General features: G+C 69.4%; 22 protein-coding genes and 3 tRNA genes. 16 read left to right on the top strand and 9 right to left on the bottom strand.

Features of this window, described 5'->3' with window-relative positions; translation table 11 throughout:
* The first annotated feature begins 109 nt into the window (after window positions 1–109).
* Window positions 110–877, top strand: a complete 768-nt coding sequence (locus FHU34_RS25305; RefSeq protein WP_145784746.1) for an SDR family oxidoreductase — start codon at window positions 110–112, stop codon at window positions 875–877.
* 71 nt (window positions 878–948) lie between these two features.
* On the top strand, window positions 949–1,371 hold the full coding sequence (locus tag FHU34_RS25300) for a hypothetical protein (RefSeq protein ID WP_145784745.1): 423 nt from the start codon (window positions 949–951) through the stop codon (window positions 1,369–1,371).
* A gap of 144 nt (window positions 1,372–1,515) precedes the next feature.
* On the opposite strand, the gene FHU34_RS25295 is transcribed toward FHU34_RS25300, so the two are convergent.
* Together FHU34_RS25295 and FHU34_RS25290 are read right to left on the bottom strand one after the other, a co-directional pair.
* The gene (locus FHU34_RS25295) at window positions 1,516–1,833 is read right to left on the bottom strand and encodes a hypothetical protein (protein WP_145784744.1); all 318 of its coding nucleotides are present in this window, start codon (window positions 1,831–1,833) and stop codon (window positions 1,516–1,518) included.
* Between the two features lie 136 nt (window positions 1,834–1,969).
* Entirely contained in the window at window positions 1,970–2,404 is a 435-nt protein-coding gene (locus tag FHU34_RS25290; RefSeq protein WP_145784743.1) for a hypothetical protein, read from the bottom strand.
* A gap of 673 nt (window positions 2,405–3,077) precedes the next feature.
* Here FHU34_RS25290 and FHU34_RS33125 point away from each other — a divergent pair.
* Window positions 3,078–3,205: transfer RNA gene (locus FHU34_RS33125), tRNA-OTHER, on the top strand.
* Window positions 3,206–3,382: 177 nt separating this feature from the next.
* Here FHU34_RS33125 and FHU34_RS25285 read toward each other — a convergent pair.
* Window positions 3,383–3,895, bottom strand: a complete 513-nt coding sequence (locus FHU34_RS25285) for a hypothetical protein (RefSeq protein WP_145784742.1) — start codon at window positions 3,893–3,895, stop codon at window positions 3,383–3,385.
* Window positions 3,896–4,517: 622 nt separating this feature from the next.
* Here FHU34_RS25285 and FHU34_RS25275 point away from each other — a divergent pair.
* The 3 genes from FHU34_RS25275 to FHU34_RS25265 all read left to right on the top strand — a co-directional run bounded on the left by FHU34_RS25275 (window position 4,518) and on the right by FHU34_RS25265 (window position 6,865).
* Entirely contained in the window at window positions 4,518–5,270 is a 753-nt protein-coding gene (locus tag FHU34_RS25275) for a hypothetical protein (protein WP_145784740.1), read from the top strand.
* A gap of 338 nt (window positions 5,271–5,608) precedes the next feature.
* A complete protein-coding gene (locus tag FHU34_RS25270; RefSeq protein ID WP_145784739.1) occupies window positions 5,609–6,199 on the top strand; it encodes a hypothetical protein in 591 nt (196 codons plus the stop codon).
* Between the two features lie 78 nt (window positions 6,200–6,277).
* Entirely contained in the window at window positions 6,278–6,865 is a 588-nt protein-coding gene (locus tag FHU34_RS25265) for a nucleoside monophosphate kinase (protein ID WP_145784738.1), read from the top strand.
* 37 nt (window positions 6,866–6,902) lie between these two features.
* Here FHU34_RS25265 and FHU34_RS25260 read toward each other — a convergent pair whose 3' ends face one another.
* Window positions 6,903–7,742 (bottom strand): NAD(P)H-binding protein, encoded by an 840-nt coding sequence (locus FHU34_RS25260; protein WP_145784737.1) that lies wholly within the window; start codon window positions 7,740–7,742, stop codon window positions 6,903–6,905.
* 108 nt (window positions 7,743–7,850) lie between these two features.
* On the opposite strand from FHU34_RS25260, the gene FHU34_RS25255 reads away from it, so the two are divergent.
* Window positions 7,851–8,213 carry a winged helix-turn-helix transcriptional regulator gene (locus FHU34_RS25255; RefSeq protein ID WP_088990720.1) on the top strand — a complete coding sequence of 121 codons (363 nt, stop codon included), beginning with the start codon at window positions 7,851–7,853 and terminating at the stop codon, window positions 8,211–8,213.
* A gap of 80 nt (window positions 8,214–8,293) precedes the next feature.
* Here FHU34_RS25255 and FHU34_RS25250 read toward each other — a convergent pair whose 3' ends face one another.
* Window positions 8,294–8,608: a DUF5984 family protein gene (locus tag FHU34_RS25250; RefSeq protein WP_145784736.1), complete on the bottom strand. Its 315-nt coding sequence runs from the start codon at window positions 8,606–8,608 to the stop codon at window positions 8,294–8,296.
* A complete protein-coding gene (locus tag FHU34_RS25245) occupies window positions 8,605–9,228 on the bottom strand; it encodes a DUF4291 domain-containing protein (RefSeq protein WP_145784735.1) in 624 nt (207 codons plus the stop codon). Before FHU34_RS25245 ends, FHU34_RS25250 begins: the two co-directional genes overlap by 4 nt.
* 72 nt (window positions 9,229–9,300) lie before the next feature.
* Between FHU34_RS25245 and FHU34_RS25240 the strand changes: the two genes are divergently transcribed.
* Complete coding sequence (locus tag FHU34_RS25240; RefSeq protein ID WP_244311826.1) at window positions 9,301–9,774, top strand: SRPBCC family protein; 474 nt, start codon at window positions 9,301–9,303, stop codon at window positions 9,772–9,774.
* 36 nt (window positions 9,775–9,810) lie between these two features.
* Here the strand turns inward: FHU34_RS25240 and FHU34_RS25235 are convergent, their stop codons facing one another.
* Together FHU34_RS25235 and FHU34_RS25230 are read right to left on the bottom strand one after the other, a co-directional pair.
* Window positions 9,811–10,311: a nucleotidyltransferase family protein gene (locus tag FHU34_RS25235; protein WP_244311825.1), complete on the bottom strand. Its 501-nt coding sequence runs from the start codon at window positions 10,309–10,311 to the stop codon at window positions 9,811–9,813.
* Between the two features lie 76 nt (window positions 10,312–10,387).
* A complete protein-coding gene (locus FHU34_RS25230) occupies window positions 10,388–11,245 on the bottom strand; it encodes a LysR family transcriptional regulator (RefSeq protein WP_145784733.1) in 858 nt (285 codons plus the stop codon).
* Between the two features lie 101 nt (window positions 11,246–11,346).
* On the opposite strand from FHU34_RS25230, the gene FHU34_RS25225 reads away from it, so the two are divergent.
* The 8 genes from FHU34_RS25225 to FHU34_RS25190 all read left to right on the top strand — a co-directional run bounded on the left by FHU34_RS25225 (window position 11,347) and on the right by FHU34_RS25190 (window position 22,068).
* The gene (locus FHU34_RS25225; protein ID WP_145784732.1) at window positions 11,347–12,225 is read left to right on the top strand and encodes an NmrA family NAD(P)-binding protein; all 879 of its coding nucleotides are present in this window, start codon (window positions 11,347–11,349) and stop codon (window positions 12,223–12,225) included.
* 952 nt (window positions 12,226–13,177) lie between these two features.
* A complete protein-coding gene (locus tag FHU34_RS25220) occupies window positions 13,178–16,363 on the top strand; it encodes a penicillin acylase family protein (protein WP_145784731.1) in 3,186 nt (1,061 codons plus the stop codon).
* Window positions 16,364–16,496: 133 nt separating this feature from the next.
* A complete protein-coding gene (locus tag FHU34_RS25215; protein ID WP_145784730.1) occupies window positions 16,497–17,321 on the top strand; it encodes a TIGR02452 family protein in 825 nt (274 codons plus the stop codon).
* 154 nt (window positions 17,322–17,475) lie between these two features.
* Window positions 17,476–18,888, top strand: a complete 1,413-nt coding sequence (locus FHU34_RS25210) for a hypothetical protein (RefSeq protein ID WP_145784729.1) — start codon at window positions 17,476–17,478, stop codon at window positions 18,886–18,888.
* Window positions 18,889–18,906: 18 nt separating this feature from the next.
* A tRNA-Lys gene (locus FHU34_RS25205) sits at window positions 18,907–18,978 on the top strand.
* A gap of 10 nt (window positions 18,979–18,988) precedes the next feature.
* Window positions 18,989–19,060, top strand: a tRNA-Pro gene (locus FHU34_RS25200).
* Window positions 19,061–19,096: 36 nt separating this feature from the next.
* A complete protein-coding gene (locus FHU34_RS25195) occupies window positions 19,097–20,710 on the top strand; it encodes a DUF885 domain-containing protein (protein WP_145784728.1) in 1,614 nt (537 codons plus the stop codon).
* Window positions 20,711–20,880: 170 nt separating this feature from the next.
* Complete coding sequence (locus tag FHU34_RS25190) at window positions 20,881–22,068, top strand: amidohydrolase family protein (protein ID WP_145784727.1); 1,188 nt, start codon at window positions 20,881–20,883, stop codon at window positions 22,066–22,068.
* A 16-nt stretch (window positions 22,069–22,084) separates the two neighbouring features.
* On the opposite strand, the gene FHU34_RS25185 is transcribed toward FHU34_RS25190, so the two are convergent.
* Window positions 22,085–23,350, bottom strand: coding sequence for a prolyl oligopeptidase family serine peptidase (locus FHU34_RS25185; RefSeq protein ID WP_145784726.1), 1,266 nt, complete (start codon window positions 23,348–23,350; stop codon window positions 22,085–22,087).
* Between the last annotated feature and the right edge of the window lie 105 nt (window positions 23,351–23,455).

Raw genomic sequence — 23,455 nt, 5'->3', positions numbered from 1 at the left:
GTAGAACCACAGTGACATCACAGCGGTTGACATCCCATTCAACCCGCCGCCCGGGCCGGGCGACGCACCCCAGCGGCGTTACGGCGGACGCGAATCGGGAGGCAGTTCAGTGCGCATCGCGGTAGCCGGCGGGACCGGCTGGGTCGGACGTCTCGTCGTCGACGCCGTACGGGCTGCCGGCCACGAGCCGGTCACACTCGCCCGCTCCACAGGCGTGGACCTGATCAGTGGTTCCGGGTTGGACCAGGCGCTGACGGCCATACCGGTCGTGATCGACGTCAGCAACGTGTCGACGATCAACCGGAGGAGATCGGAAGAATTCTTCGGCACGGCGACAGATAACCTGCTCGCCGCGGGCCAGCGCGCCGGGGTGCGGCACCACGTCGCGCTGTCGGTTGTCGGCGTCGACCGGGTGAACTGGGGTTACTACGCGGGCAAGCGACGCCAGGAGAGGCTCGTCCTGGACGGTACCGTCCCCGCGACGGTGCTTCGCTCGACGCAGTTCTACGAGTTGGCCGCGCAGATGCTCGCCTCCATTCCCGGCCCGGTCGCAGTGGTGCCCCAGATGCGCATCCAGCCGATCGCAGCCCACGAAGTCGCTCGCTGTCTCGTCGACCTAGCCCTGGCAGACCCGGCCGGCCGCGCACCCGACATCGCCGGCCCGCAACAGCTGCGCATGTCGGACATGGCCCGCCGTCTGTTGCGTAGCCGCGGAAGTCACCGCGTTGTCCTGCCCGTCCGCCTTCCGGGAGCGACCGGTCGAGCCATGGCCGGAGACGGGCTGCTGCCCACCGCCCCGGGTCCCCGGGGCAACCAGACCTTCGACCAGTGGCTGGGCAGCCCGGCAGCGCAAAAGACCACCGGTCGAACCCGATGAACGTAGGCCAGTCACCCGTCCCCGCCGCACCACACGCAGCGTCATCAGACGGGCGGGGGTCTGGGCTGACCGTGCTGATCCGGATCGCCCTGGCGGTCCTCTTCGCCGACGAACTCGTCGTCGGGTTCTGGAACCAGGTCTTTCCCGAGAGCTTCTACAACAACTTCCCGACCGTCGCCCTTACTCCGCCGCTCAGCGAGCACTACGCGCGGGACTTCGGCGGCGCCACCCTCGGCCTGGCCGTCGTCCTCGGCATAGCGCTCGTCGCACCACGAGCCGCATTCGCCATCCCCGCAGCGGCGGCATTCTCCACCTTCGCCATCCCGCACTTCTTCTTCCACCTGACCCACCTCGGCCACGCCAGCCTCGGCGAGGCAGTGTTTCTCACGACGGCCAATGCCGTCGTCGCACTGCTCGGCCTTCTCGTCATCGCCCTGACGCTGGTCCGAGACGCCAGACATCGCCGGCATCCGGGCGACACCGCCAGCGGGTGATGGACTGATAGCAGTGCCGGCTGGACGTCCCGGGTCGCGCCGATCCTCGGTGTCCTCTCGTACCTGGCGTACCAGCAGAGCGCGCCATGAGCTGTCCCGAGTTGTTGTCGAACGACGGCTACATCAGCCGGGATCTGGCTTTGTCTAGAGAACGGCGTGATGCTCGACCGGGTGTCCGACTGACTCGTCGTACTCCGTGAGAGCGATGCGGTGATGGCCGTCAGTGGGGTGCACGGTTACGTCGACAGTGCTTCCGTCTTCAAACCGCAGCACGAAGACGGGATCGAGATCGCACAGGAATGCGGACCCCTCGCGCTCATCGTCGTCGTCGCTCAACAGCCGGCCATGCGCGGCCCAACCGGTGCCAGCAGTGACGATCACGACGAACACTTCCTCGCTAACGAGCAACGTGATGGGGTTCGCCCACCAGTCCAGCCAGCAGCGGCCCTCGAAGCGATCCATTCCGTCATCCTTGCAGGCATCGCCAGGGCCTTCTGCGGTGTCGAGTCTCAGGACCTGCGTGACAGGCCGGTTCAAGACCACCGTTGACGCTCCAGCTAGGCGCTCTTGGTTGTCCCTTGTCTTCGGCTACTGGTGCTCAGTCCCAGAAGTTGAACAGCAGTTCCCCGGCTGTGGTCGGCTTCCAGTAGGTGATCTGGTCGTGCTCGTACGGGGTGAGGGCGCGCAGGTCGACCTGTGACAGGGGGGTTTGTAGCTGTGCGGCGGTGAGGGCCTGGGCGTCGGTCAGGGTGGTCAGGGCGGCGGCGAGGCCGGGGCTGTCGAGGAACGTCACCGTGACATCGCTGTTGGTGCGGGGGCGGGCGAAAGCGATGAACGGCAGGGTGGTGTGCCGCACCACTGCGATGCGGTGATGGGCGTCGCCGATATCGACCGTGTGGAAGTTCGGCGTGACGCCGGCGACGGTGGCGCCGATGGTGCGGGCGGCGTGGTGACAAACGGCGGTGAAGGCCCTGACGTCCGCTTGGCTGCCGGGTCGCGGGTTGAAGCCGGTCGCGCCGGGCGGCAGTTTCATGGTCGGGCTCCGTGGTCGTCGCGGTCGGTGCAGGCTATCCGACGCTTTTGCCGTGGATCAGGCTTGCGAACGTTGAACCGGGCGATGGGCTTGATGGTCGTGCGAGGAACTTCGTGAGGAGTTGGCCGCCGTCGTGGACGCGGACGGTGATGTCGACGTCTTCGACGATGTGGTTCCTTCGGGACGAAGCGGTGGCGTCGTCGCTCCGGTGTCCGTCCTCGCCTGATCGATCGAGGCGACCACCAGGCATCTGTGCTTCGATGCGCTCGTGACTCGTTCAAGGTTGGTTCGGTGGGCGACCCCTGGAAGGACAGAGTAGGTTCTGCTTCTACTCGCCGCGTTCGCTGGCTGGCTGGTGTGGAAGGCGGGTGCACCCAAGGGGGCGGGTTTGGTCCTGGCGCTCGGCGTCGCCCTGCTGGTCCGTTCGATGCGGCAACGAGGGCACATCGAACGCGCTCTCGTCCGGTGGCTCTACCGTCGCGAGGGACCGTCCGCGTCTTGATGTGCATTGCGTGCCCGTCTCGTGCCCGCCGGGGCGGGCAACAAGGGGCAACCCGCGTAGGTTCAAGGGCGATTTCACCAGAGCCCGTAGCCGGGACATGGGTGAGACCGCCGAAGGGCTGCATAGATCAATACAGTTCCGACGCTGGCAGGGTCACGGCAGACTGTCGGTGGACCGGTGGCAGAGCTTGGTGATTGCAGCGCTGAAGTGCGGGGTGCCGCGCACACGCGGCGGCGCGAAGGCGTGTGGGGCCACTGGTGTGCCATGCCCCACCGGGGGTTCGAATCCCCTCCGGTCCGTTCGTGGTCTCCCGGCCGGGGGATTCGTGCTGGCAGCGCAACGGCTTCGGCGCCACAGGTCAGCAACCCCGTTGGTCCCCTGGGGCCGACAGTTCACACTGCCGCAGGCCGTACGGACATGCGAATCGGCGGTGACCCTCAGGGTGAGGGTCACCGCCGATTACGTGGTCGAACCGATCAGGCGGCCGAGCAGGCGGTGTCCAGTTCCTTGATGGCGGCTTCGAGGGCCTTCTTGCTGGGCTTGGCGTCGGCGGACTTGTTGTACGCGTCGCTCAGGGCCATCATCTCGTTCTGGATCTTTTCGGAGGCGGCGGTGACTGCCTCGTTGGCGGCCATGGAGTGCGCCAGGATCGCGACCGAGCCGGCGGCCCACTGGGCACTGACCGCGAAGTGGCCGGCCGGCGGGCCGATCTTCTCGGCCTTGGCGATCTTAGTCGCGTTGTCCTTGATGTCCTTCTTGATGTCAGCGCAGGCCTTCACTGTGGCCGCGTCGCTGGCTGCGGTGCTGGCTGCGGTGCTAGCCGCAGTGCTGGTCGGGGCGGCGCTCGAGGCCGCCGGGGACGGCGAGGTTGCGGTGCCCTCAGATTCGGGCTGCGGATCGCAGCCGGACATTGCGATCGCCGCCGCAACGGCCAAGCCAGTCAGGACGAGTCGAGTTCGGTTCATCGATGTTTCCCCCGTGATCTTCATGTTCGGCGCACGCTATCAGCGTTGGTCGAACGGGTGGGGTCAGTTATTGGGGCCGACGAGCACCGAACCCGGGGTCTGGAGCTGGATGCGGGGCGCGCCGTCACTGTGGACGCCGGGTGCCGCGCGGTGCTCGCAGGTGCCGATCCGCGGGCGGCGGAGATTGGTCCGCGTTGGGTACGTCCGCGACCGGACCCGCTCCTGTCAGGGGTAGCCCACGCGATACCGGTCGGTCTACACGGCCGTGGCGACCAACTCCTGTTCGCGAAGGAGGATCCGTACCACTCCTACGAGATGGACGAGTACTGCGAGACCAGCCCAATGCAACGAAGGCTTCCGCAACATTGTGGCTGTGCGGTGTCGGAAATCGGAGCCGCACAGTCACCGGTAGGGCACTTCCGGTGGTGACGTCGGCATGCTTCGGTGAACACATCGCCACCGCACGTCACTGGGAGTAGAGATGACCCGGATCGCTCGGAACAGATTCTTGGTCGTTCTGACCGCTGGCGCTCTCACCGCAACGCTGGGCCTGCCCGGCGTCGCCACGGCCGAGCCGAAGCACCGGACCCTCCCGGTCTGTGCGCTACGACCACTGCCCCTGCCGGCTGACATGAATGGTCGAGCTTTGGCGGTCGACCCGACTGGTCGGTTCATCGCCGGTACCGGCTACCGAATCGATGACGACGACTGGCAGCCGCTACTGCTGCTCTGGGCCGGAACGCCAGGCCGGCCTGGGCATGAGGTGCGGACCGAACCTCGCCTCACTGTCGTCGCCATAGGAGGAGGGCTGCAGGTCGAGGACATAAACCGGTACGGCGTTGCCGTCGGCAATGCCTTCGTCGACAACGTCAACCGCCCCTGGCGCTACCGCAACGGGCGCGTGGAGTGGTTACCCGTTCCGCCAGTGGTCTCCAACACTTGGGCGACGGGTATCAACTCGCGCGGCGACATCGTCGGCCGGGGCGCCGTTGAGCAGACCGAGACGTCCCTGCCGCTGCTCTGGCCCGCCGACCGGCCGGGCACCGTCGAGGTGATCGATGCCCCCTCCGACGCTAGCGCGACGGAGATCCTCGACGACGGCACTATCATCGGCACCGCCGGCAACTCCGGCTGGGTACGCCATCCCGACGCAAGGACCGACCGGCTCACCGCCCCCGGCGCTCGGTGGTCGGGGATTTCCGCGGCCCGGGGCAACTGGGCAGTTGGCCTCATCGGCACCGGCAGTGAGGACGAGGACCGCACCCTGGTGCGCTGGGATCTGCGGACTGGCGTGGCGGCCGCCGTGAACCCCGCGCTGGTGTCAACGCAGGACGTCAACAGTCGAGGCACAGTGCTCGGCGACCGAGCCGTCGAACACGGCGACCGGCTCGTCGCCTAGGTGGCGCCATCCCCGGTGTCCGCGACCCCTTCGGCTGGGCAATCGCCGATAACGGCCTCGTCGTGGGCTCCATCAACGGCTCACGCCTGCGCCCAGCACGCTGGATCAACTGTTGAAGAGGCGGCGGGTCCTCAAGCACCGGCAGCCACGGAGGCGGCTCCAGTAACCGCCGGCTCTACAGTCATGCACGGCACACGACGGCGTCGATCGGCGCTCAACTGCACCCACCCCTACCTACGGCTTCACGTTTCGGGCGAAGGGCATCACTCGCTGTCGGCAGGCTGCATCGCACCTTGCCGGACGGGGAGATGTCCGGCTCTGTTGTTACCTTGCCGTCCGTGAACGATCAACTGACGTGGATCGACCGAATCATCGATGTGACCGGATGGCACCAGGAAATCGAGGATGGCGCGGGCTGGGAGCAGGTCGAGGCAGAGATTGGCGTTGCGTTCCCGTCGGACTTCAAGGACCTGTGCAGACGCTTCGTCCCAGGATCGTTCTACGCATACCTGCAGCTGCTCCGGTCGACTCGCGAACGTGAGCCCGGGGACCTCCTTCGAATGTGGGCCTACTGTCGGAGTGAGTCGTTCGCGGCGGTGTACGCCCCTTATGGGATCTACGGATCCGACAAGGGATCAGGGCTGATCCAGTGGGGCGCCGACCAGGTCGAGGGGCGGTACTACTGGCTGGCGGACCGCACGGTGGAGCCCGAGCGATGGCCTGTGGCTGCTCAGAAGGGCGGCGGCGACCCGTGGCACCTGTTCGACATGTCGACGACGGAGTTCATCTACCGGATGATCGCGGACCCGGAGTTCGAGCCGTTCACGGTGGCTGACCGATCGCGGCGGGCGTTCTACCTGCCGCATGGGCAGACGATCTCCAGTGCTGCGGAGTGGGATGCTCTGACGAACCCAAGCCGCGACAGCTAGAGAGTCTGGTCGACAACCCCTGATGTGCCGCCTGTGTCGCTAGCTTGGCTCTTCGACGTCGCCAACACGGGAGTGCACATGCCCAACGTGGCCCTCATCGCGGGGCCGGTAGTCGAACTGGCCTCCGCTGCGTCGGCTCTGGCAGCCACCACCGGCCTACAGGTCGTCAGCGCAGGCAACGTCTTCCGCGAACACGTGCACCAGCAGACTCCGCTGGGCGAAGAGGCGAACGGCCATATGCAGGCCGGACATCTTGTCCCGGATGAGTTGATGGTCAAGGCCGTCGCCGAAGCCCTGGCCCACGTCGACGGCGGCTGGGTGCTGTACGGCTTCCCTCGCAAGATCCGTCAGGCCGAACTGCTGACGCAGAGCGGTCACGTCCCCGACACAGTGATCGAACTCGTCCTGACTGAGGACCAACTTCGCCTGGCCGTTCACCGCCGGGTGGAACGACGGATAGAACTCGACTCCCAGCAAGCTGGGCGACGCGAGGAACTCCTGCTGATGTACACGCATTCACAGGAGAACCACCATGAGCAGATCGAGCCGCTGCGCGCCTACTACCGCACCCATGGCCTGTTGCAAACCGTCAGCGGGTTCGGCAACTTTGACGACGTGGCAGCCAGACTGATTCCAGTCGCCTCCGATGGCCAACGCCGCCCGTGAGATCGGGCAGGTAGGGCAGTCCGAACCGCGTGACGCTTCAGCGGAAGGCGGCGATGTTGCGCGTTGCCCAGGCGGCGAAGGGGCGTGGTGGTCGACCCAGGACCTCGGCAACGTCTGGGCTGATCCGCTGTTCAGAGTTGGTGGGCGTACCGAGGATCGCCAGCGTGCCCTCGACCACCGGTGGGGGCATGAACAGCAGCATCTGCTCGCGGGCTTCGTCGGGTGTCTGGTTCACGAAGCCGATCGGCTCGCCGAGCGCGGCGGCGAGGTCGGCGACCCGTTCGCGTGGCGTGCTCAGGGCCGGGCCGGTCAGTTCGTAGGTGCGGCCGTCGTGCGAGCGGTCGAGCAGGGCGGCGGCCGCCACTTCGGCGATGTCGGCCGGGTCGACCACGGGCAGGCCGACGTCGCCGAACGGCGCGGACACCATCCGCGAGCCCCGGATGGGGTCGGCCCAGGCAAAGGCGTTGGAGGCGAAGCCGCCGGGGCGCAGGATCGTCCAGCCGAGGCCGGATCGGCGGACGAGGTCCTCGATGGCGTGCAGGGGCGCGTGTGACGGCGAGTCCGGCCGTGTGACGACCGCCTGCGAGGACTGAAGCACGATGCGCTTCACGCCACAGGCTGCGGCGACCCGCAGGATCTCGCGCATGTCGAGATGGGCTCCGGCGCCCTCCACGAGCAGGTACAGCGCCTCGGCGTCGGTGAGCGCCGGGCTCAGGCTCTCCGGCCGTTCGAGGTCCGCGCGGTGGTGGCGGATCCCGTCTGGCAGGGCGATCGGGCGTCGTCCCCGGGATACCGCCGTCACAGCGGAACCCGAGGCCGCGAGAAGTGACGAGAGCGTACTGCCGACATTTCCGGTGGCTCCTACCACGACAAACATCTCTGTGTCTCCAGTTCGACCGCGTCGTTCGCGCGGTTGAAGGAGACGCTAGTGGCGCCGATATAGTAGGTACCTAGAGGATAGTAATGCGTTTGTGACGGAGGGCACGTGCAGCAATCGACGGATCCCGAGCTGGCGTGCCCGGTCGCGCCGGTCGTCGACATCGTGTTCAGCCGGTGGACCACACCGATCCTGTGGGCCTTGCACGAATACGGTCGGCAGCGCTTTGTGGAGCTGGAGCGCCGACTGACCAGCATCACGCCCAAGGTGCTCACGCAGCGGCTCCGCCAACTCGAACGCGACGGACTCGTGACGCGCACCTACCACGCCGAGGTGCCCCCTCGAGTCGAGTACGAGATCACCGAATTGGGTGCCAGCCTCGGCCCGCTCTTCGCGCACCTGGCCACGTGGGCCGACGCCAGCCTCGGAGAGGTGGAACGAGCGCGGCGTGCATACGACGCTGGGCGATGAAGCCGCGCCGACCTGTTCGGGACCTGCGGCAACGCCATCATGGTGCCGCCAGCCGACGCGTCAGCGGTCATCCCGGTTTCCTACCGAGATCGGTTCGGGAGGGTCAGGTGTAGCGGCCATGCTGAGAAGGGCGCGTTCGGCAGCCCGGCACAGTCTTCGGGCACCGGCTCCAGCACCGTGGGTGTGAGGACGTTGACGTCTTCCCAGAGCCGGGCCAGGTGGTAGTCGACGAAGGGATGCCTGCGCACCTGCCGGGGGCGGCGCAGCAGCTCCTGCCCGCCTGCTTCGAGCCAGTACCAGCCGTCGGTGAGCCCGAACCAGTGGAGCGTCGGCCGGTCACCACCCCATGGCGACACCTCGTCCAGTGGGTACAGCTCGAACCGGAACCTGATCATCGAGGCAGTGTCCCGGTGACCTCCGGGCTGGCGTTGACGTTGGCGACCATCGGGGACGGCAGCGGGTAGGCGTGTTCGACAGGCAGGTGAGCCGCTGCCTGCTGTTCGTCGCCGCTACGCAGAAGGTCCCGGACGCGGTGCACGGTGGGGGTGATGTCCGTGACGGTCACCGTCCAGTCGTCGACGTACCGATCGACTGCCTCGCCGGACAACCCGACCTGCAACGACCGGTACGGCAGTGCCTTGAGATGCAGCGATCGTTCCGGATCCCACTGGACCCGTACGGGGCTGGTCTTCAGTTGCCGTGACCAGGTCGCCTTGTCGCCGTGCAGGTCTCGGTCGTAGTGGCTCAGGCAGCCTCGCGCCAGCGCCCACTCGAATCCCTCCCGCGTGATGTCGATGGACAGCACACGCTCCTGCCCTGGCTTGGTGGCCCAGCCGCAGCGGTACATCATCCACAGGAACGACGGTTTGATCCACGTCATCCGGTCCCGCTTGAAGGGGGCCACGAGACGGTTGGCTGCCACCGCCGGCAACGCGATCCGCGCAGGGTACGCCTGGTAGACGGTGATGGTGTCGGCCGAGTATCGGCCGCGGACCTGGCGGGTGGGTACGGACACAGCTTGATCGTCACCGATCGGGACTCGACTGCTCAACCGTGATTCCGCGTCGCCAGGCTCTAGGCTTCCGACGTGGCGGCGCTGATTGAGATCGTGTCTGTCATCGGCGCTGCTCCGACCGTGGTGTTCGACCTGGAACGTGATGTGGATGTTCATGCCGCGTCGCTGCACGGTAGCCAGGAGACGGCCACTACCAGCACAGGTCGGCGCCGACTCGCGCTCGGGGACGAGGTCACTTTCCGCGCTCGGCATCTCGGTCTGCGCTGGCGCATGACCAGCCGTATCACCGTCTACGAACGCCCGTACCGCTTCGTCGACGAGCAGACACAGGGGCCCTTCAGCGCCCTCCGTCACGAACACCTCTTTCGAGACGTCGATAGCGGGACGCAGATGATCGACCGACTGACCGTCACCGCACCTCTGGGGCCGTTGGGAGCGGTGGTGACCCGCACGCTCGTCGCGCCGTATCTGCGACGGCTGCTCAAGCAGCGGGCAGCCCACATCAAGCACGTGGCGGAGGCCCCATGCGGTCGGCCCAATCGATGAGTCGTGCGGTGCGAAGTGCAAGCATCGCACTCAGCGCTAGATCTCCAGCCGGAGCCCGGCCCACCGCTCGCGCCATCCCTTGGCCTTGACGCGGCGCTCGACCGTTGCGCGCCCGGCTGCGTTGTCGAAGGCCGGTGAGGGGCGGACCACCATTCCCACCAGGTCAGTCAGGCCGTGGCAGGCCACCAGGCGAACCGAGTCGCCCCGCAGGGTCACCGCGACGCAGGTCGCCGTTTCGGGCCAACGCGATATCGCGTCCAGGGTGGACGTGTAGGGCTCCTCGCCGTTGCGCAGGTGCATCCGGGCCTGGTTGCGAATCTCCCACGGCATCTCGGGCAGGGCCATTGCTGCTCGGGCTTCGGCGCGGGCGTCCTCGCCTGGGTCGAGCCTCGCCGGGTCGAAGTAGGCGACATCCACGTCGCGCTCCGGCGAGACCGGGAGGTTGCTGATGGCGTCCCAGACGCGGTTGCGTACGAAGCCGGCACCGATCCACCAGTCCGGTAGCCCAAGGCTGGCCGCAGCCCGAAGGACTCTCATCGCTGCGGGGTCTGACTCGACCACGCCCACAACGTCCCGCGCGCTCATGACCATCTTCGTCCCTTCGAGACACGCGTCAGCCGCGGAGCAACTGCTTCTCAGGCGCCTCGGCGACCTGGCGGGCCACGCGTACGAAGGCCGCCACCGCGGGTGAGCGTGACTCGGCTGGCCAGGCCACCTTCAGCGTCACCGGATCGAGTTCCGGCACGGGGCGGAAGGCGGTGCCCGGCCGGGAGTACCGCCGAGCCACCCATTCCGGCAGGAACCACACGGCGGTGCCCACCTCGACCAGGTTGAAGATCTGCGCGAGGTCCAGCGGCCGCCGGTTGCCCACCATGCGGGCCGCCTCGGCCGGTGACCCGTCCGGGAGCCGACGACCGGCCAGGTCGGCCAGTCGGATGGTCGTCCGCGCGGCCAGCGGGTCGGCGGCCGGCAGCGCCACCACGCTCGGCCCGGTCAGCAACAGCTCGCTGTCCAGCCCGTCCTCGTCTTCGAGCGCCGGGATCAGCGCCACGTCGGCACGCCCGTCGCGCAGCGCCGGCACCTGCTCGCCGCGTCCGCCGAGCAGCAGCTCGACCGGCATGACGTCGTACGCCTCCAGGATCAGCGGCAGCAGCCCGCCGTCGTAGTCGGCCTTGAGCGCCAGCCGCAGGGCCGGCGTCTCCTGCCCGGCCCGGCGGGCCCGGCGCTGGGCCGCGCCGATCGCGTCCAGCGCCACCTTGGCGTCGGCCAGCAGGGTCTCGCCGGCCGGGGTCAACGCCACCTGCCGCGTGGTGCGGATCAGAAGCTGGACGCCGAGCTGCCGTTCCAGGTTGCGGATGGCACGCGACAGCGGCGGCTGGGCCATGCCGAGCCGATCGGCGGCCCGCCCGAAGTGCCGCTCCTCGGCGACCGCCACGAAGTAGCGGAGCTGCCGCGTCTCCAGATCACTCATATCGCCACGGTATCAATCCAGAGGGAGACGGTCTTTCCGCTCTGCGGCAGATCCGCGTTGACTGGCTACGTCAGTTTCCCCACCGAACAGGGATGAAAGCCATGATTGTGGTAACCGCTCCGACCGGCAACATCGGCGGCCGTCTGGTCCAGGATCTGCTCGACGTCGGCGCGCCCGTGCGGGTGGTGGCCCGTGACCCCGCGCGGCTGGCGCCGGGCGTCGTCGAGAAGGTCGAGGTCGTCCGGGGTTCGCACGGCGACCCGGCAGTCGCGGCCGAGGCGTTCGCCGGTGCCGCCGCCGTCTTCTGGCTGGTGCTGGCCGACCCGCTGTCGACAAGCCTTGACGAGGCGTACTCCGGCTTCACCCGCCCGGTGCTCGACGCGCTGGCCGCCGTCCCGCGCGTGGTCGGCATCTCGGCGCTGGGCCGCGGCACGCCGTTTGCCGGGCAGGCCGGGCACGTCACCGCGACGCTCGCGATGGACGACCTGGTCGCCGCGACCGGCGTGCCGTACCGGGCCCTGACCATGCCGTCCTTCATGGACAACGTGCTGTGGCAGCTCGCCCCGATCACCCGGCAGGGCGTCCTGTACGGCCCCACCGCGCCGGACCTGTCGGCGCCCACTGTCGCCGCCAGGGACATCGCCGCGACGGCCGCCCGCCTACTGCGCGACGACACGTGGACCGGCTTCGAGGAGGTGCCCGTTCTCGGTCCGGAGGACCTCACCCAGAACGAGATGGCCGCCGTCATCGCCGACGTACTCGGCCGTCCCGTCCGCTACCAGCAGGTCCCCGGGGAGGCCTACAAGGAGGACATGCTGCGGGCCGGCCGCTCCGAGGCCATCGCGCAGGGCTTGCTCGACATGGCCGTGGCCAAGAACGAGGGCCTGGACAACGGCGTGGCCCGTACCCCTGAGTGGAGTACGCCGACCACCTTCCGCCAGTGGTGCCTCGACGTGCTGAAGCCCGCCGCCGACGCCTGACAGGTCGGCTGCCGGCCTGTCAGGCGTCGCAGCGCGGCCTGACAAACAATCGTCGGCGCGTAGCTGGTCTTCAGTGCCACCCACTGCGTACCTCGGATGACGCCGTAGGGCCCGCGCTCGACCTCGCCCGGGTGGCGGGTCGCTCCGAGCGCGGGCCGAGGGCACCCACCCCGGCGGTCATCTCCTCCGTCGGTATCGGGCCGGTCCTGACGTTCGTTCGCGCGTCAGGAGCGACCGCGCGCGGACCGCCGCGTGATGCAGCCACGGGCGGGGCCAGCGATGCTCTCGCCCCAACGGCGGCCGACGACCCGAGGATCTGCCGGAGTGGCCCCTCACGAGGATTGGGTGCGCATGCTGGCCCGAAAAGCTGGCGGCGTAGGCGACCAAGGGCCTGGTGTGGACGAGTTCGCCGTCGGTCGTGACGCGGAACGGCCGGTCGTCGATGCCGGAATCGCAGTGGACGCAGCCGAGTGCGAGCAGCGGGAGCCCTGTGCGCCCGGCGGGCCAGGGAAGCGCGGTATGAGGACGCGTAGACATGATCTCTCCAAAGACCTGACGGAAGGCATGGGAACGAACCGACGGCGACGTCGGCAACCCAGGCGCGGGGAACGTGTCAGGTCTAGAGAGCAGGCGGTGTCACGCGGGGTGAGGTCCTCTCGTGAATGCGTCGGAGGTGGATACCTTGTTGCACGGTAGGCCGGAACGGATCGGCGAGGCCATCCATTTTGGTGCGGTGGTGAGGCAATCGTGCGGGGAAATCGGCGAAACGTCGGCATTGGCGCGTGGTGAACGACGGGTATCCCAGATGGTGGTCGTGCGCCGATCATTGCCCGGAGATTGATATGAGTCATTCTCACCTCCGGGTGGATCGCCCGGGCGCGGAGGGCGAGACGTCGGCACCGTAGCCGGGCGATACCGAACGGCCCTGCTCCGCGTCCCCCGGAGGATCGCCATGCCCCGTACCGCTCTCCGTAACCGGCTCGCGGCGTTCACCGCCGCCACAGTGACCGCGAGCGTCCTGACGGTGATCCCGCCGTCACCCGCGCTGGCCGCCACCACGTTCGCCGCCAACGACTACTGCCTCGGCCAGTGCGCCGACATCCTGCCCCCCGGGCAGAACGGCAACGCCACGCTTGTCGCCATCCTGGCGCACCAGGCGCTCGGCACCCGCCCGGCGCACTCCAGCGACCAGCTCGACGAGTACGCGAACCTGGTCTACAACTACGCCGGGCTGACCGACGAGCAGATCGCCCACTTCTACAACGACGCCTCGTTCGGCGTCCCGGCCGCCCAGGTGGAGAGCACCGTCTCGCCGCGCGCGGACGTCACCATCGTGCGGGACAAGGCCACCGGCGTCCCACACATCACCGGCACCACCCGCGGTGGCACGATGTTCGGCGCCGGTTACGCCGGAGCCCAGGACCGGCTCTGGGTGATGGACCTGCTGCGACACGTCGGTCGCGGCAACGTCACCTCGTTCGCCGGCGGCGCACCGGGCAACCGTGAGCTGGAGCAGAGCGTCTGGGCCAACTCGCCGTACACCGAGGCGGACCTCCAGGCCCAGGTGGAGGCACTGCGCACCAAGGGCGCGCGGGGCCAGCAGCTCTACACCGACGTGGTCGACTACATCGCCGGCATCAACGCCTACATCGACAAGTCGATCGCCGAGGACAACTACCCGGGCGAGTACGTGCTCGCCGGCGCCGGCAAGCCGAAGCACTTCACCATGACCGACCTGATCGCCACCGCCGGCGTGATCGGCGGCCTCTTCGGCGGGGGCGGCGGCAGCGAAATCCAGTCCGCCCTGGTCCGGGTCGCCGCCCGAGCCAAGTACGGCACCACCGAGGGCGACCGGGTCTGGCAGGCGTTCCGCTCGCAGAACGACCCGGAGACCGTGCTCACCCTGCACGACGGGCAGAGCTTCCCGTACGGGGCGACGCCACCGGGTGCGACCAGCGCGGTGCTCCCCGACGCCGGGACGGTGGTCGCCGAGCCCCTCGCCTACGACCAGACCGGCGGGGCAGCCTCCCGAGCCGGGGCCAGCGCCGCCACGAAGGAGCTGCTCGGCGGCCTGTCCAACCTTCGCGCGCACGGCATGTCCAACGCCGTGGTGGTCTCCGGGCGGCACACCACCACCGGCAACCCGGTCGCCGTGTTCGGCCCGCAGACCGGCTACTTCGCCCCGCAACTGCTCATGCTCCAGGAGTTGCAGGGGCCCGGGATCAGCGCGCGCGGCGCGGCGTTCGCCGGGTTGAACCTCTACGTGCTGCTCGGCCGGGGTCAGGACTACGCGTGGAGCGCCACGTCCGCCTCGCAGGACCTCACCGACACGTACGCGGTGCCGCTGTGCACCACCGACGGCAGCGCCCCGACGCTGCGCACCAACCGCTACCTCTACCGCGGGCAGTGCCTCGCCATGGAGGCGCTGGAGCAGCGCAACTCCTGGTCCCCGACGATTGCCGACTCCACCCCGGCCGGGTCGTACACGCTGCGTGCGTTGCGCACCAAGTACGGCTTGGTGGCCTATCGGGGCCTGGTGAACGGGCAGCCGACAGCGTTCACCAAGCTGCGCTCCACCTACCGGCACGAGGCGGACTCAGCGATCGGCTTCCAGGCGTTCAACGACCCGTCGGCGATGGGCAGCGCGGCGGCCTTCCAGGGGTCCGCGGCCAGCGTCGGGTACGCGTTCAACTGGTTCTACGTCAACTCGACCGAGGCGGCGTACTACAACTCCGGCTCGAACCCGGTCCGTCCGGCCACCGCCGACCCGAACCTGCCCACGAAGGCCGAGGCGGCGTACGAGTGGTCCGGCTGGAACCCGGACACCAACGACGCCACCTACACCCCGGCGTCGGCGCATCCGCAGTCGGTCAACCAGGACTACTACGTCAGCTGGAACAACAAGCAGGCGCGGGACTTCGGGGCTGCCGACGGCAACTTCAGCTTCGGCTCCGTACACCGTGGTCAGTTGCTCGACGGCCCGGTGCGCGCCGCGATCGCCCAGCGCAAGCTCGGCCGCGCCGACGTCGTGAAGATCATGGCGGACGCGGCGGTGACCGACCTGCGCGGCCAGCAGGTGCTCGGCGACCTGCTGCGGGTGCTGGACAGCACACCGGTCACCGATCCGGCGCTGGCCGACGCCGTGGGCAAGTTGCGGGCCTGGCAGCAGGCCGGCGCCCGCCGGGTGGAGACCGCGCCCGGCTCCAAGGTCTACCAGCACGCCGACGCCATCCGGATCTTCGACGCCTGGTGGCCGCTGCTGGCCTCGGCGCAGTTCCGCCCCGGTCTCGGGCCGGACCTCTACGCCGCGCTGGTCGACGCCATCGAGGTGAACGAGGCGCCGTCGGGCGGCCAGAACGGCGGGCGCGACGGCACCGCGAACTGGGCGTTGCAGGGCCAGGCGCACAAGGGCTCGTCGTTCCAGCACGGCTGGTGGGGCTACGTCGACAAGGACCTGCGCGGCGTGCTCGGCGACCCGGTGGCCGGAGGGCTGGGCCGCTCGTACTGCGGCAACGGCAACCTCGGCGCGTGCCGGCAGGCCCTGCTCGACACGCTCGGCCAGGCCGCCGCGGTGCCGGCGACCACTGTCTACCCGGGCGACAAGTCCTGCGGGGCCGGCGACCAGTGGTGCGCCGACTCGATCGCCCACTCCGGGCTCGGCGGCATCACCCACCCGGTGATCGCCTGGCAGAACCGACCCACCTACCAGCAGGTGGTCTCGTTCCCGGCGCGTCGGGGTGACGACGTCACCAACCTGGCCCAGGGCCGCCCGGCCACCGCGTCGAGCACCCAGTTCCTGACCAGCAACACGCCGGACAAGGCGGTCGACGGCAGCCTGAGCAGCCGGTGGGCCAGCAGCTACAACGACAACCAGTGGCTCCGGGTCGACCTCGGTGCGGCCCGCAGTGTCAGCCGGGCGGTGCTGCGCTGGGAGGCCGCCTACGGCACCTCGTACCGCATCGAGGTCTCCGGCGACGGCAGCTCCTGGACGCCGGTGTTCACCACCACCACCGGCAACGGCGGCGTCGACAACGCCACGTTCGCCCCGGTCACCGCCCGCTACGTGCGGGTGTACGGAGTCAAACGCGCCACCTCGTACGGGTTCTCGCTCTACGAGTTCGAGCTGTACGGACGGTGACGCACCCGGAGGGTCGGGGGGCATCGCTCGCCGACCCTCCGTGGTGTGCGGAAAGTGCTTGTCGGTAGGGGCTCGGCCTGCCTAGCCTGCTGGCTGTGGACGCCTTTGAATTTTCCCTTCACCTGGTGCGCCGGTGAGCGGTCGTCTCCGTGAGATCGCTCGGCAGACGGTGGCGATCGCCGAGTCGGGGCGTTATCGCAACGGCAGCGGTGCTGAGGTCGTCATCGGCGAAGCGGTACGCGCCGCAATCGCCGGCACCCGTCATCACCTGCCCGACGAGGTCCTCGCGGTGCGGGACGCCGAGCCCGGCGTCGCCACGGTGGAGGTGACACACGAGTCGACGTTGCAGGCGGCCCACCGGCTGGGGCCAGATGCCGCGTGTCTGGTGTTCGCGTCGGCGAAGAACCCGGGTGGCGGGTTCCTGGGCGGGGCGAAGGCGCAGGAGGAGAGCATCGCCCGTGCATCGGCGCTCTACCCGTGTCTCCTTGCCGCGCCGGAGTTCTACGCCTTCCACCGGGAGCAGGGGGATCTGCGCTACAGCGACCGGGTCATCTACTCCCCGCTCGTGCCGGTGTTTCGCGATGACAGGGGCAACCTGCTCGACCAGTCGTACCCGACGTCGTTTCTGACCGCCGCGGCGCCGAACCTCGGCGCGATCGTCCGCAACCAGCCCACGCACGCTACGGACGTGCCTGCTGTGCTGGCCCGACGCGCCCGGCGGGTGCTGGAGGTCGCGGCGACGTACGGGCACCGGACGATCGTGCTGGGAGCGTGGGGGTGCGGCGTGTTCCGCAACGATCCCGCCACCGTGGCCGGCGCGTTCGCCGAAGCGCTGCGGGTGGTCGACCGATTCGACCACGTGGTGTTCGCCATCCATGACGGTCTGCCGGGCACGCCGGTGTACCGCACGTTCGTGGAACGCTTCCCGGTAACCGGCGTGGACTCGCCGCCAGCCTGATCCCCGCCGGTCTGCCGGTGGAAGCGGCGGGCCGGCATTCGCGATGACGCCGAGCCCGATCCTCTGGCCCGGGCGCGGAGTCTCAGAGGCGGTGTCAGGTCGCACTGGCGAATCGGATTGCCTCGGTCTCGTCGTGCCTGCCAGGATCCCCGTCATGTCGATCGCCGAGATGTCCGCCGAGGAAGCGCTGGTCGCGCTGCACGGGTCGCTGGATGAGCGGCGTCGGCCGGAAGAGGTCGCGCACCTGGTGCTGCGGGTCGTCGGCGGCCAGTTGGGGCTCCGCGAGCGGATGACGGTGGGGCGGGTGGCTCGTGCGGCGGCGCGGTGGAACGGCTGGAGTTCCATGTCGACGGACTTCGCGCGGCCGGTCGGTGCCGCTCGTCAGGTCGACGCGGCGGTGCGGTTGTTCGAGCTTCGGGACGGCGGCGTCGACCCGGACGACCCGGCTTCGCTGTTGGATTTCTCGGCCCGTCTGAGCGAATCACTGGGCGCCGTCGATCCGGTGCGGTTGGACTTCCTGCGCGATCGGCTGAACCGCGAGGCCCGCGCCGCGGTGGGGATCGAGCTGTCGAAGCGGCAGTACAACAGGCGGTTCCGGGTGACGCAGCGACTCTCGGCGAAGGCCGACCGGCTGGGGGTCGAGCAGACCAAGCGGCAGTTGACGATGGTCGCTCGGGCCGGATTCGCGGCCAGCATCGACCGGAGCGCGTTCCTGGCCGATCCGTGGGCGGCGTGCTTCGTGGCGTACCTGACCGCCAAGCGCAAGCTGCGGCGGGAGTTCACGCTGGCGGGGCGGGACAACCCGTACGACGACGTGGCCGATCTGCTCTTCAAGCGCTGCGCCGCCGAACCGGCGACCGACTGGTGGATGATCGCGCAGGCCTATCCGACGCCGTCCGTTCTGGCCCGGCTGACCGACGCCCAGCGTGGTGAGCTGCTGGGCCGATGGTGGAGCACCATGCGTCAGGTCGCCGCCCTGCTCAAGCGGGTGTGGTCGGCCAGCGAGTTCGACCAGGCGACCATGGTCGTACGGCGGGGTAACGACTCGTCCACGTGGAACCTGTTGTGCGGCGCGTACAACACCGCGAGGGCGGCGTGGATCGCGACGCTCGACGCAGCAGGGAGCCTCGCGCTGCTGGACGCTTCCTGCCCGGGTAAGTCGATGATGCTGATCGCGGCGGACCTGGCGGCGTGGCATCGGTCGACCGGTGGCGGCCTGCACCCCGACGTCGGCGTGTGGGCGCGGCTGCCGCTGCCGTGGGACGTGCTCGACGGCACGGCCGCCTGCACCCGTGGCGACGTGGAGGCAGCATGCGCCGACAGTGGCGTTGACCCGGTCACGTCGGGTTGGTCGGGGCCGCGGGCGCAAGGTGCCGTCGGGACGTTCCGGCCGACACCCGAGTTGGTGCACGGGGTCTCGATCGCGGACCCGGCGTGGGCGTCCATCCTGCGGGCCGCCGGTGCGTTCTCCGGGAGGAAGATCAAGGGTGGCCTGGAGTCGTCACTGGTCCCGGCGGATGTCGTGGTCAGCGACCTACCCGAACCGGGTGGACACTCCAGACCGTGATCGGGCAGCATGACCGGTGTCGTCGTAGCTCAGTGGTAGAGCGCCCGGCTCTTATCCGGGTGGACGCTGGTTCGAGCCCAGTCGTCGGCGCACGTGGAGATCCGTTGTAGCTCAGTGGTAGAGCACCCGGCTAGGGACCGGGAGGACGCCGGTTCGAGCCCGGTCAACGGATCTCCCGCCGCGACCACCCGGTGCTTAGCATTGACCCGTGATCGAGGACTTCGCGAGTCGGCTCCTGCGCGACATGGCTGGCCTCGACCCGTGCGCGGCGGTCGTCGAGGCTGGCGAGAAGGACATCGACGGGCTTACCGACTACGGCCCGGAGGGCCACCAGGCCCGCGCCGACCTCGCAGCCCGCGCCCTTCGCGAGCTCGATCTCCTGGGCGACGCACTGCCAGCCGAGACCCCGCTGCACGCTCACCTCGTCGAGCGGCTGCATAGCCGTGTCGCGTTTCACGACGCAGGGGAGGACCTGCGCGAACTGCACGCGGCGGCCACCGGTCCGCTCCAGCTCATTCGCCAGGCCGTCGAGGCCGCGGTCCCCGGCCGTGACGCCGAGGGCGCGGCCTTCGAGGAGGGCTGGGCTCGTGTCGGCGCACGCCTGGCCGCGATCCCCGCGGCCCTGGACGGGTACGCGCGCAGCCTCCTCCTCGCCGCCGAGCGCGGCAATGGGCCGGCGCGGCGTCAGGTGGAGCTCGTCACGCAGCGCTGCCGCACCTGGATCGACGACGATGTCGCCCTGGTGGATCGCTACGGCGAGGGGCCTCAGCGGGCGTCGTTGCAAGCTGCGGCGACGGGCGCGGGAAAGGCGTACCGGAAACTGGCCGAGATGCTGACCGCGGACCTGGCACCGCGGGCCGTCGAGGAGGAAGCGTTCGGCCAGCAGCGGTACGCACTCTGGGTGCGCACGTTTCTCGCGGCCCAGCCCGACCTGCGCGAGCTGTACGACTGGGGCTGGGACGAGTTCCGAGCGACAGAGGCAGCGCTGGTCGCGGAAGCGAAGGCCCTGGGTGGAAGCGTGCCAGAGGTGCTCACCTGGCTCGGCAGCCCCGACGCACCCGGAACGCTGCACAGCAGGGAGGCGTTCGGCGCGTGGCTGCAGGAGTTGCTTGAGGCCACCACCGAGCGACTGGACGGCGTGTACTTCGACATCCCCGCCCCGCTGCGGCGCATCGAGTCGCGGTTGACCACGTCGTCCGGCATCGCCTACACCGGGCCGTCGCGGGACCTGACCCGGCCGGGCCGGGTCTCGTGGTCCATCCCCGAGCAGGCAACCAGTTTCCCCACCTGGTACGCCTACAGCACCGCCTATCACGAGGGCGTTCCCGGCCACCACCTCCACCTCGGCTCTGAGGTTTGCCGGGGAGGCCTCGGGCAGCGGCTGAACCTGCTCGGCGGCCTCTCCGGCAGCCAGGAGGGCTGGGCACTGTACGCCGAGAGGCTGATGGACGAGCTCGGGTTCTACGAACAGCCGGGTGCTCGACTGGGGTATCTCTACATGCAGCTCCTGCGGGCGGCCCGGGTCGTGCTCGACATCGGCCTGCACCTGCGACTGCCGAATCCGTCGGCTGACGGAGCACTGTGGACGGCGGACGCCGCGCTGGAGCTGCTGCGGGACCGCTGTCACCAGGGGCCGTACGCGTCCGCCGAGCTCGCGCGTTACCTGGGCCGGCCAGGGCAGGCGCTGGCCTACAAGGTGGGTGAGCGCGTGTGGCTGGCAGGCCGCTCGTCCTTCCCCAGCGATCGGCGCGCATTCCATCGACAGGCGCTGGAGCTGGGTTCGCTGGGCTTGGATCAGTTGACTGCCGCCCTCCAGGGGTGAACGCGCAGAAACACCTGGGCGGGCGCCCCTGACCCGCCAGAGGGAGGCGGGATCACCCTGGCGAGGGAGGCTGTGCACCCGATGGCGGTGCGATCGTCGGGTCACGACCGATGGTCGCCGCAGGGCGAGGACGACGTCGGGCTGTGGCCGTGCAGGAGGCTGGGGTGACGATGACGAAGCATGCTGTCCGGGCGGAACGAGTGTTCGACGGCGAGCGGCTCGTGGATGGCGGGGTGCTGGTCCTGCTCGACGGCGGGCGCATCGCTGATGTGCGCCGGGGTCGGGCCGAGGCGCCGGAGGGTTGGCCGGTGCGCGAGGCCCCGGACGGCACGCTGCTGCCCGGGCTGGTCGACGCTCACGTACACCTGTGCGCCGACGCCGGACCCGACGCGCTCGGCCGGCTCGCGGACCGCGCCGAGACGGACCTCGACGCTGTCGTCGAGGCGTCACTGCGCGCGCACCTGACGGCCGGCATCACGACGGTACGGGACCTGGGCGACCGACGTGACGCGGTGCTCCGATGGCGGGACCGGGGCGTGCGTGACGACCTGCCGTCGGTTGTGGCGGCGGGTGCGCCGGTCACCAGCATCGGCGGGCACTGCTGGGCGCTGGGGGGCGAGGCGAGCGGTGTCGACGGTGTGCGGGAGGCCGTGCGGCTGCGGGCGGCGGCCGGCGCCGACCTGGTGAAGATCATGGCCAGCGGCGGGGTGTTCACCCCCGGTACGGACACCACCCGGCCGCAGTTCACCGACCAGGAGTTGGCCGCCGCCCTGAACCAGGCGCACGATGTGGGCCTGCCGGTGACCGCTCACGCGCACGCGCTCAGCGCTGTCGAGCAGGCGCTGCGCGTCGGGGTCGACGGCATCGAACACTGCACGTGTGTGACCACGACCGGGGCGCGCGTACCCGAGGAACTCGCGGACCGGCTGGCCGCGTCCGGAATCGCTGTCTGCGCCACGCTCGGCACCGATCCGGCCGTGGTCACGCCGCCGGAGGTGGTGGAGATGGCGGCACGGGCCGGGCTCAGCGAGGCCGCGCTGAGAGCCGACACTGCCACCCTGCACCGGGCCGGGGTCCGTCTGGTGGCCGGTTCGGACGCGGGCCTCGGCCCCGCGAAGCCGCACGGAATCCTGCCGGAAACGCTCATCGAGTACGTGGCCTGCGGCATTCCCGCCACCGCAGCCCTGACCGCGGCCACCTCGGTCGGCGCCGAAGTGTGTGGCCTGGGCGGACGCAAGGGCCGCGTCCGCCCAGGCTTCGAGGCCGACCTCCTGATCGTGGACGGCGACCCGACGAGCGACATCACTGTGCTGCGCCGCCCTCTCGCCGTCTACCGTGCCGGTGACCTGGTGAGCTGAGGTGGGCGTGGCCGGATCACCGACGGCGGCGGGCCATCCACTGCCAGATGTGGGTGCCGTTGAGGCTCGGGTCGTTGCGCGCCACGTAGATCCAGGACCAGTGACCGGGGAACTGGTACCCGTCCCACACCACGTTGTCGTACAGGCTCATCAGTGATCCCGGGATGAGGTCGTGGGCGTGGACCGTGTTGGTCTCGGGCGGCACTGTGTCGTCGTCGCGCGAGGTGACCAGCCAGGTCGGGGTGCGGATACCTGCCAGCTCCGCGTCGGTGATCAGCGGCGGGCCGTCCCCGCCGAGCGGCTCGACGACACCGCAGATCGGCACGGACGCGGCGAACAGGCCGGGGTAGGCGACAGTCATCTCCAGGGACATGTAACCGCCGTTGCTGCAACCGGCCACGTAGATCCGGTCGGGGTCGACACGCTTGCGGCGTACGAGGTCCTGGACGATCTCGCGGATCAGCGGGGCGAAGCGGGGGCCGTCCTCCATCCAGTACGAGGTGCTCTGCGGAGCGACGACGTACGCGCCGGAGAAGATCCGCTGAGCCTCCGGGGTGGCGAAGCCCAGCGCCCCGCGGTTGGCGCGCAGCGTGGTCTCGTTGTCGTAGTAGTCGTCGGGCAGTGACGCACCCTCGCCGCCACCGTGCAGCCAGAGGATCAGTGGCCGACGACCGTGGTGGGGGGAACGCTCGGGGGAGTACAACCGGTACTTCATGCCCGAGCCCGAAACGTGGTGGCTGAAGGCGTCCACCTCGGGGTTCGAGAGCCGCCCCTGCACGAAGCGCGTGATGGTGAGCGGCGAACCGCTGCGCCGGACGAGCGGGGTGTTCTGCGTGATGGTGTAGACGAGGTCCAGCTGGACGTTACGGCCCCTGCTCAGGATGTAGCCGAGGGTGCCACCACCGGGTTGACCTTCGGCGTGGCTCAACTCCAGCACGATGTTTCCGCGTCGGTCGAGCCGGGCCGCGGTCACCGTGCGGTCCAGGTCGTACTCGCTGAAGATCAGATCGCCGGGAGCGATCGGGATCGGGCTGGTGGCCTTGGCGTGCACGCTGAACGTGCCGGGGGTGAGCCCGGCGGGGTCGATCGGCCCGAGCCGGCCGGTGTCGAGGGTGACCGAGGTGACCTGCTCACCGCCGTCGAGCGTTCTCGCGTCCAGGGTGAAGCGCACGCTGGTGGAATGGTGACCACCGGCCTGGGCGGCGGAGCCGGGCAGCGCCAGGCCGATGGCGGCGCCGGCGCCACCGGCCAGGACGGTGCGGCGAGTGACAGACGCGGACATGCGGCCCCCGACCTTGCGATGTCGATGTTCATCGATGGCATTTCAACCTAGCGCCGCAAAGATCCGCTGGCAACCGGCACTGCCGGCCGCCGGCGCGGATCATGA

Source organism: Micromonospora taraxaci (assembly GCF_007830095.1).
Classification (GTDB): Bacteria; Actinomycetota; Actinomycetes; order Mycobacteriales; family Micromonosporaceae; genus Micromonospora; species Micromonospora taraxaci.
The sequence above is the reverse complement of the archived record's forward strand: the minus strand, read 5'-3'. Positions and strand labels throughout refer to the sequence as shown.

Bases quoted from the DNA above. Each gene is read 5' to 3' on its own strand.
- FHU34_RS25295 (WP_145784744.1), bottom strand. From the start codon at position 1,833: ATGGATCGCTTCGAGGGCCGCTGCTGGCTGGACTGGTGGGCGAACCCC.
- FHU34_RS25290 (WP_145784743.1), bottom strand. From the start codon at position 2,404: ATGAAACTGCCGCCCGGCGCGACCGGCTTCAACCCGCGACCCGGCAGC.
- FHU34_RS25285 (WP_145784742.1), bottom strand. From the start codon at position 3,895: ATGAAGATCACGGGGGAAACATCGATGAACCGAACTCGACTCGTCCTG.
- FHU34_RS25265 (WP_145784738.1), top strand. From the start codon at position 6,278: ATGCCCAACGTGGCCCTCATCGCGGGGCCGGTAGTCGAACTGGCCTCC.
- FHU34_RS25260 (WP_145784737.1), bottom strand. From the start codon at position 7,742: ATGTTTGTCGTGGTAGGAGCCACCGGAAATGTCGGCAGTACGCTCTCG.
- FHU34_RS25250 (WP_145784736.1), bottom strand. From the start codon at position 8,608: ATGATCAGGTTCCGGTTCGAGCTGTACCCACTGGACGAGGTGTCGCCA.
- FHU34_RS25235 (WP_244311825.1), bottom strand. From the start codon at position 10,311: ATGAGAGTCCTTCGGGCTGCGGCCAGCCTTGGGCTACCGGACTGGTGG.
- FHU34_RS25230 (WP_145784733.1), bottom strand. From the start codon at position 11,245: ATGAGTGATCTGGAGACGCGGCAGCTCCGCTACTTCGTGGCGGTCGCC.
- FHU34_RS25225 (WP_145784732.1), top strand. From the start codon at position 11,347: ATGATTGTGGTAACCGCTCCGACCGGCAACATCGGCGGCCGTCTGGTC.
- FHU34_RS25220 (WP_145784731.1), top strand. From the start codon at position 13,178: ATGCCCCGTACCGCTCTCCGTAACCGGCTCGCGGCGTTCACCGCCGCC.
- FHU34_RS25210 (WP_145784729.1), top strand. From the start codon at position 17,476: ATGTCGATCGCCGAGATGTCCGCCGAGGAAGCGCTGGTCGCGCTGCAC.
- FHU34_RS25190 (WP_145784727.1), top strand. From the start codon at position 20,881: ATGACGAAGCATGCTGTCCGGGCGGAACGAGTGTTCGACGGCGAGCGG.
- FHU34_RS25185 (WP_145784726.1), bottom strand. From the start codon at position 23,350: ATGTCCGCGTCTGTCACTCGCCGCACCGTCCTGGCCGGTGGCGCCGGC.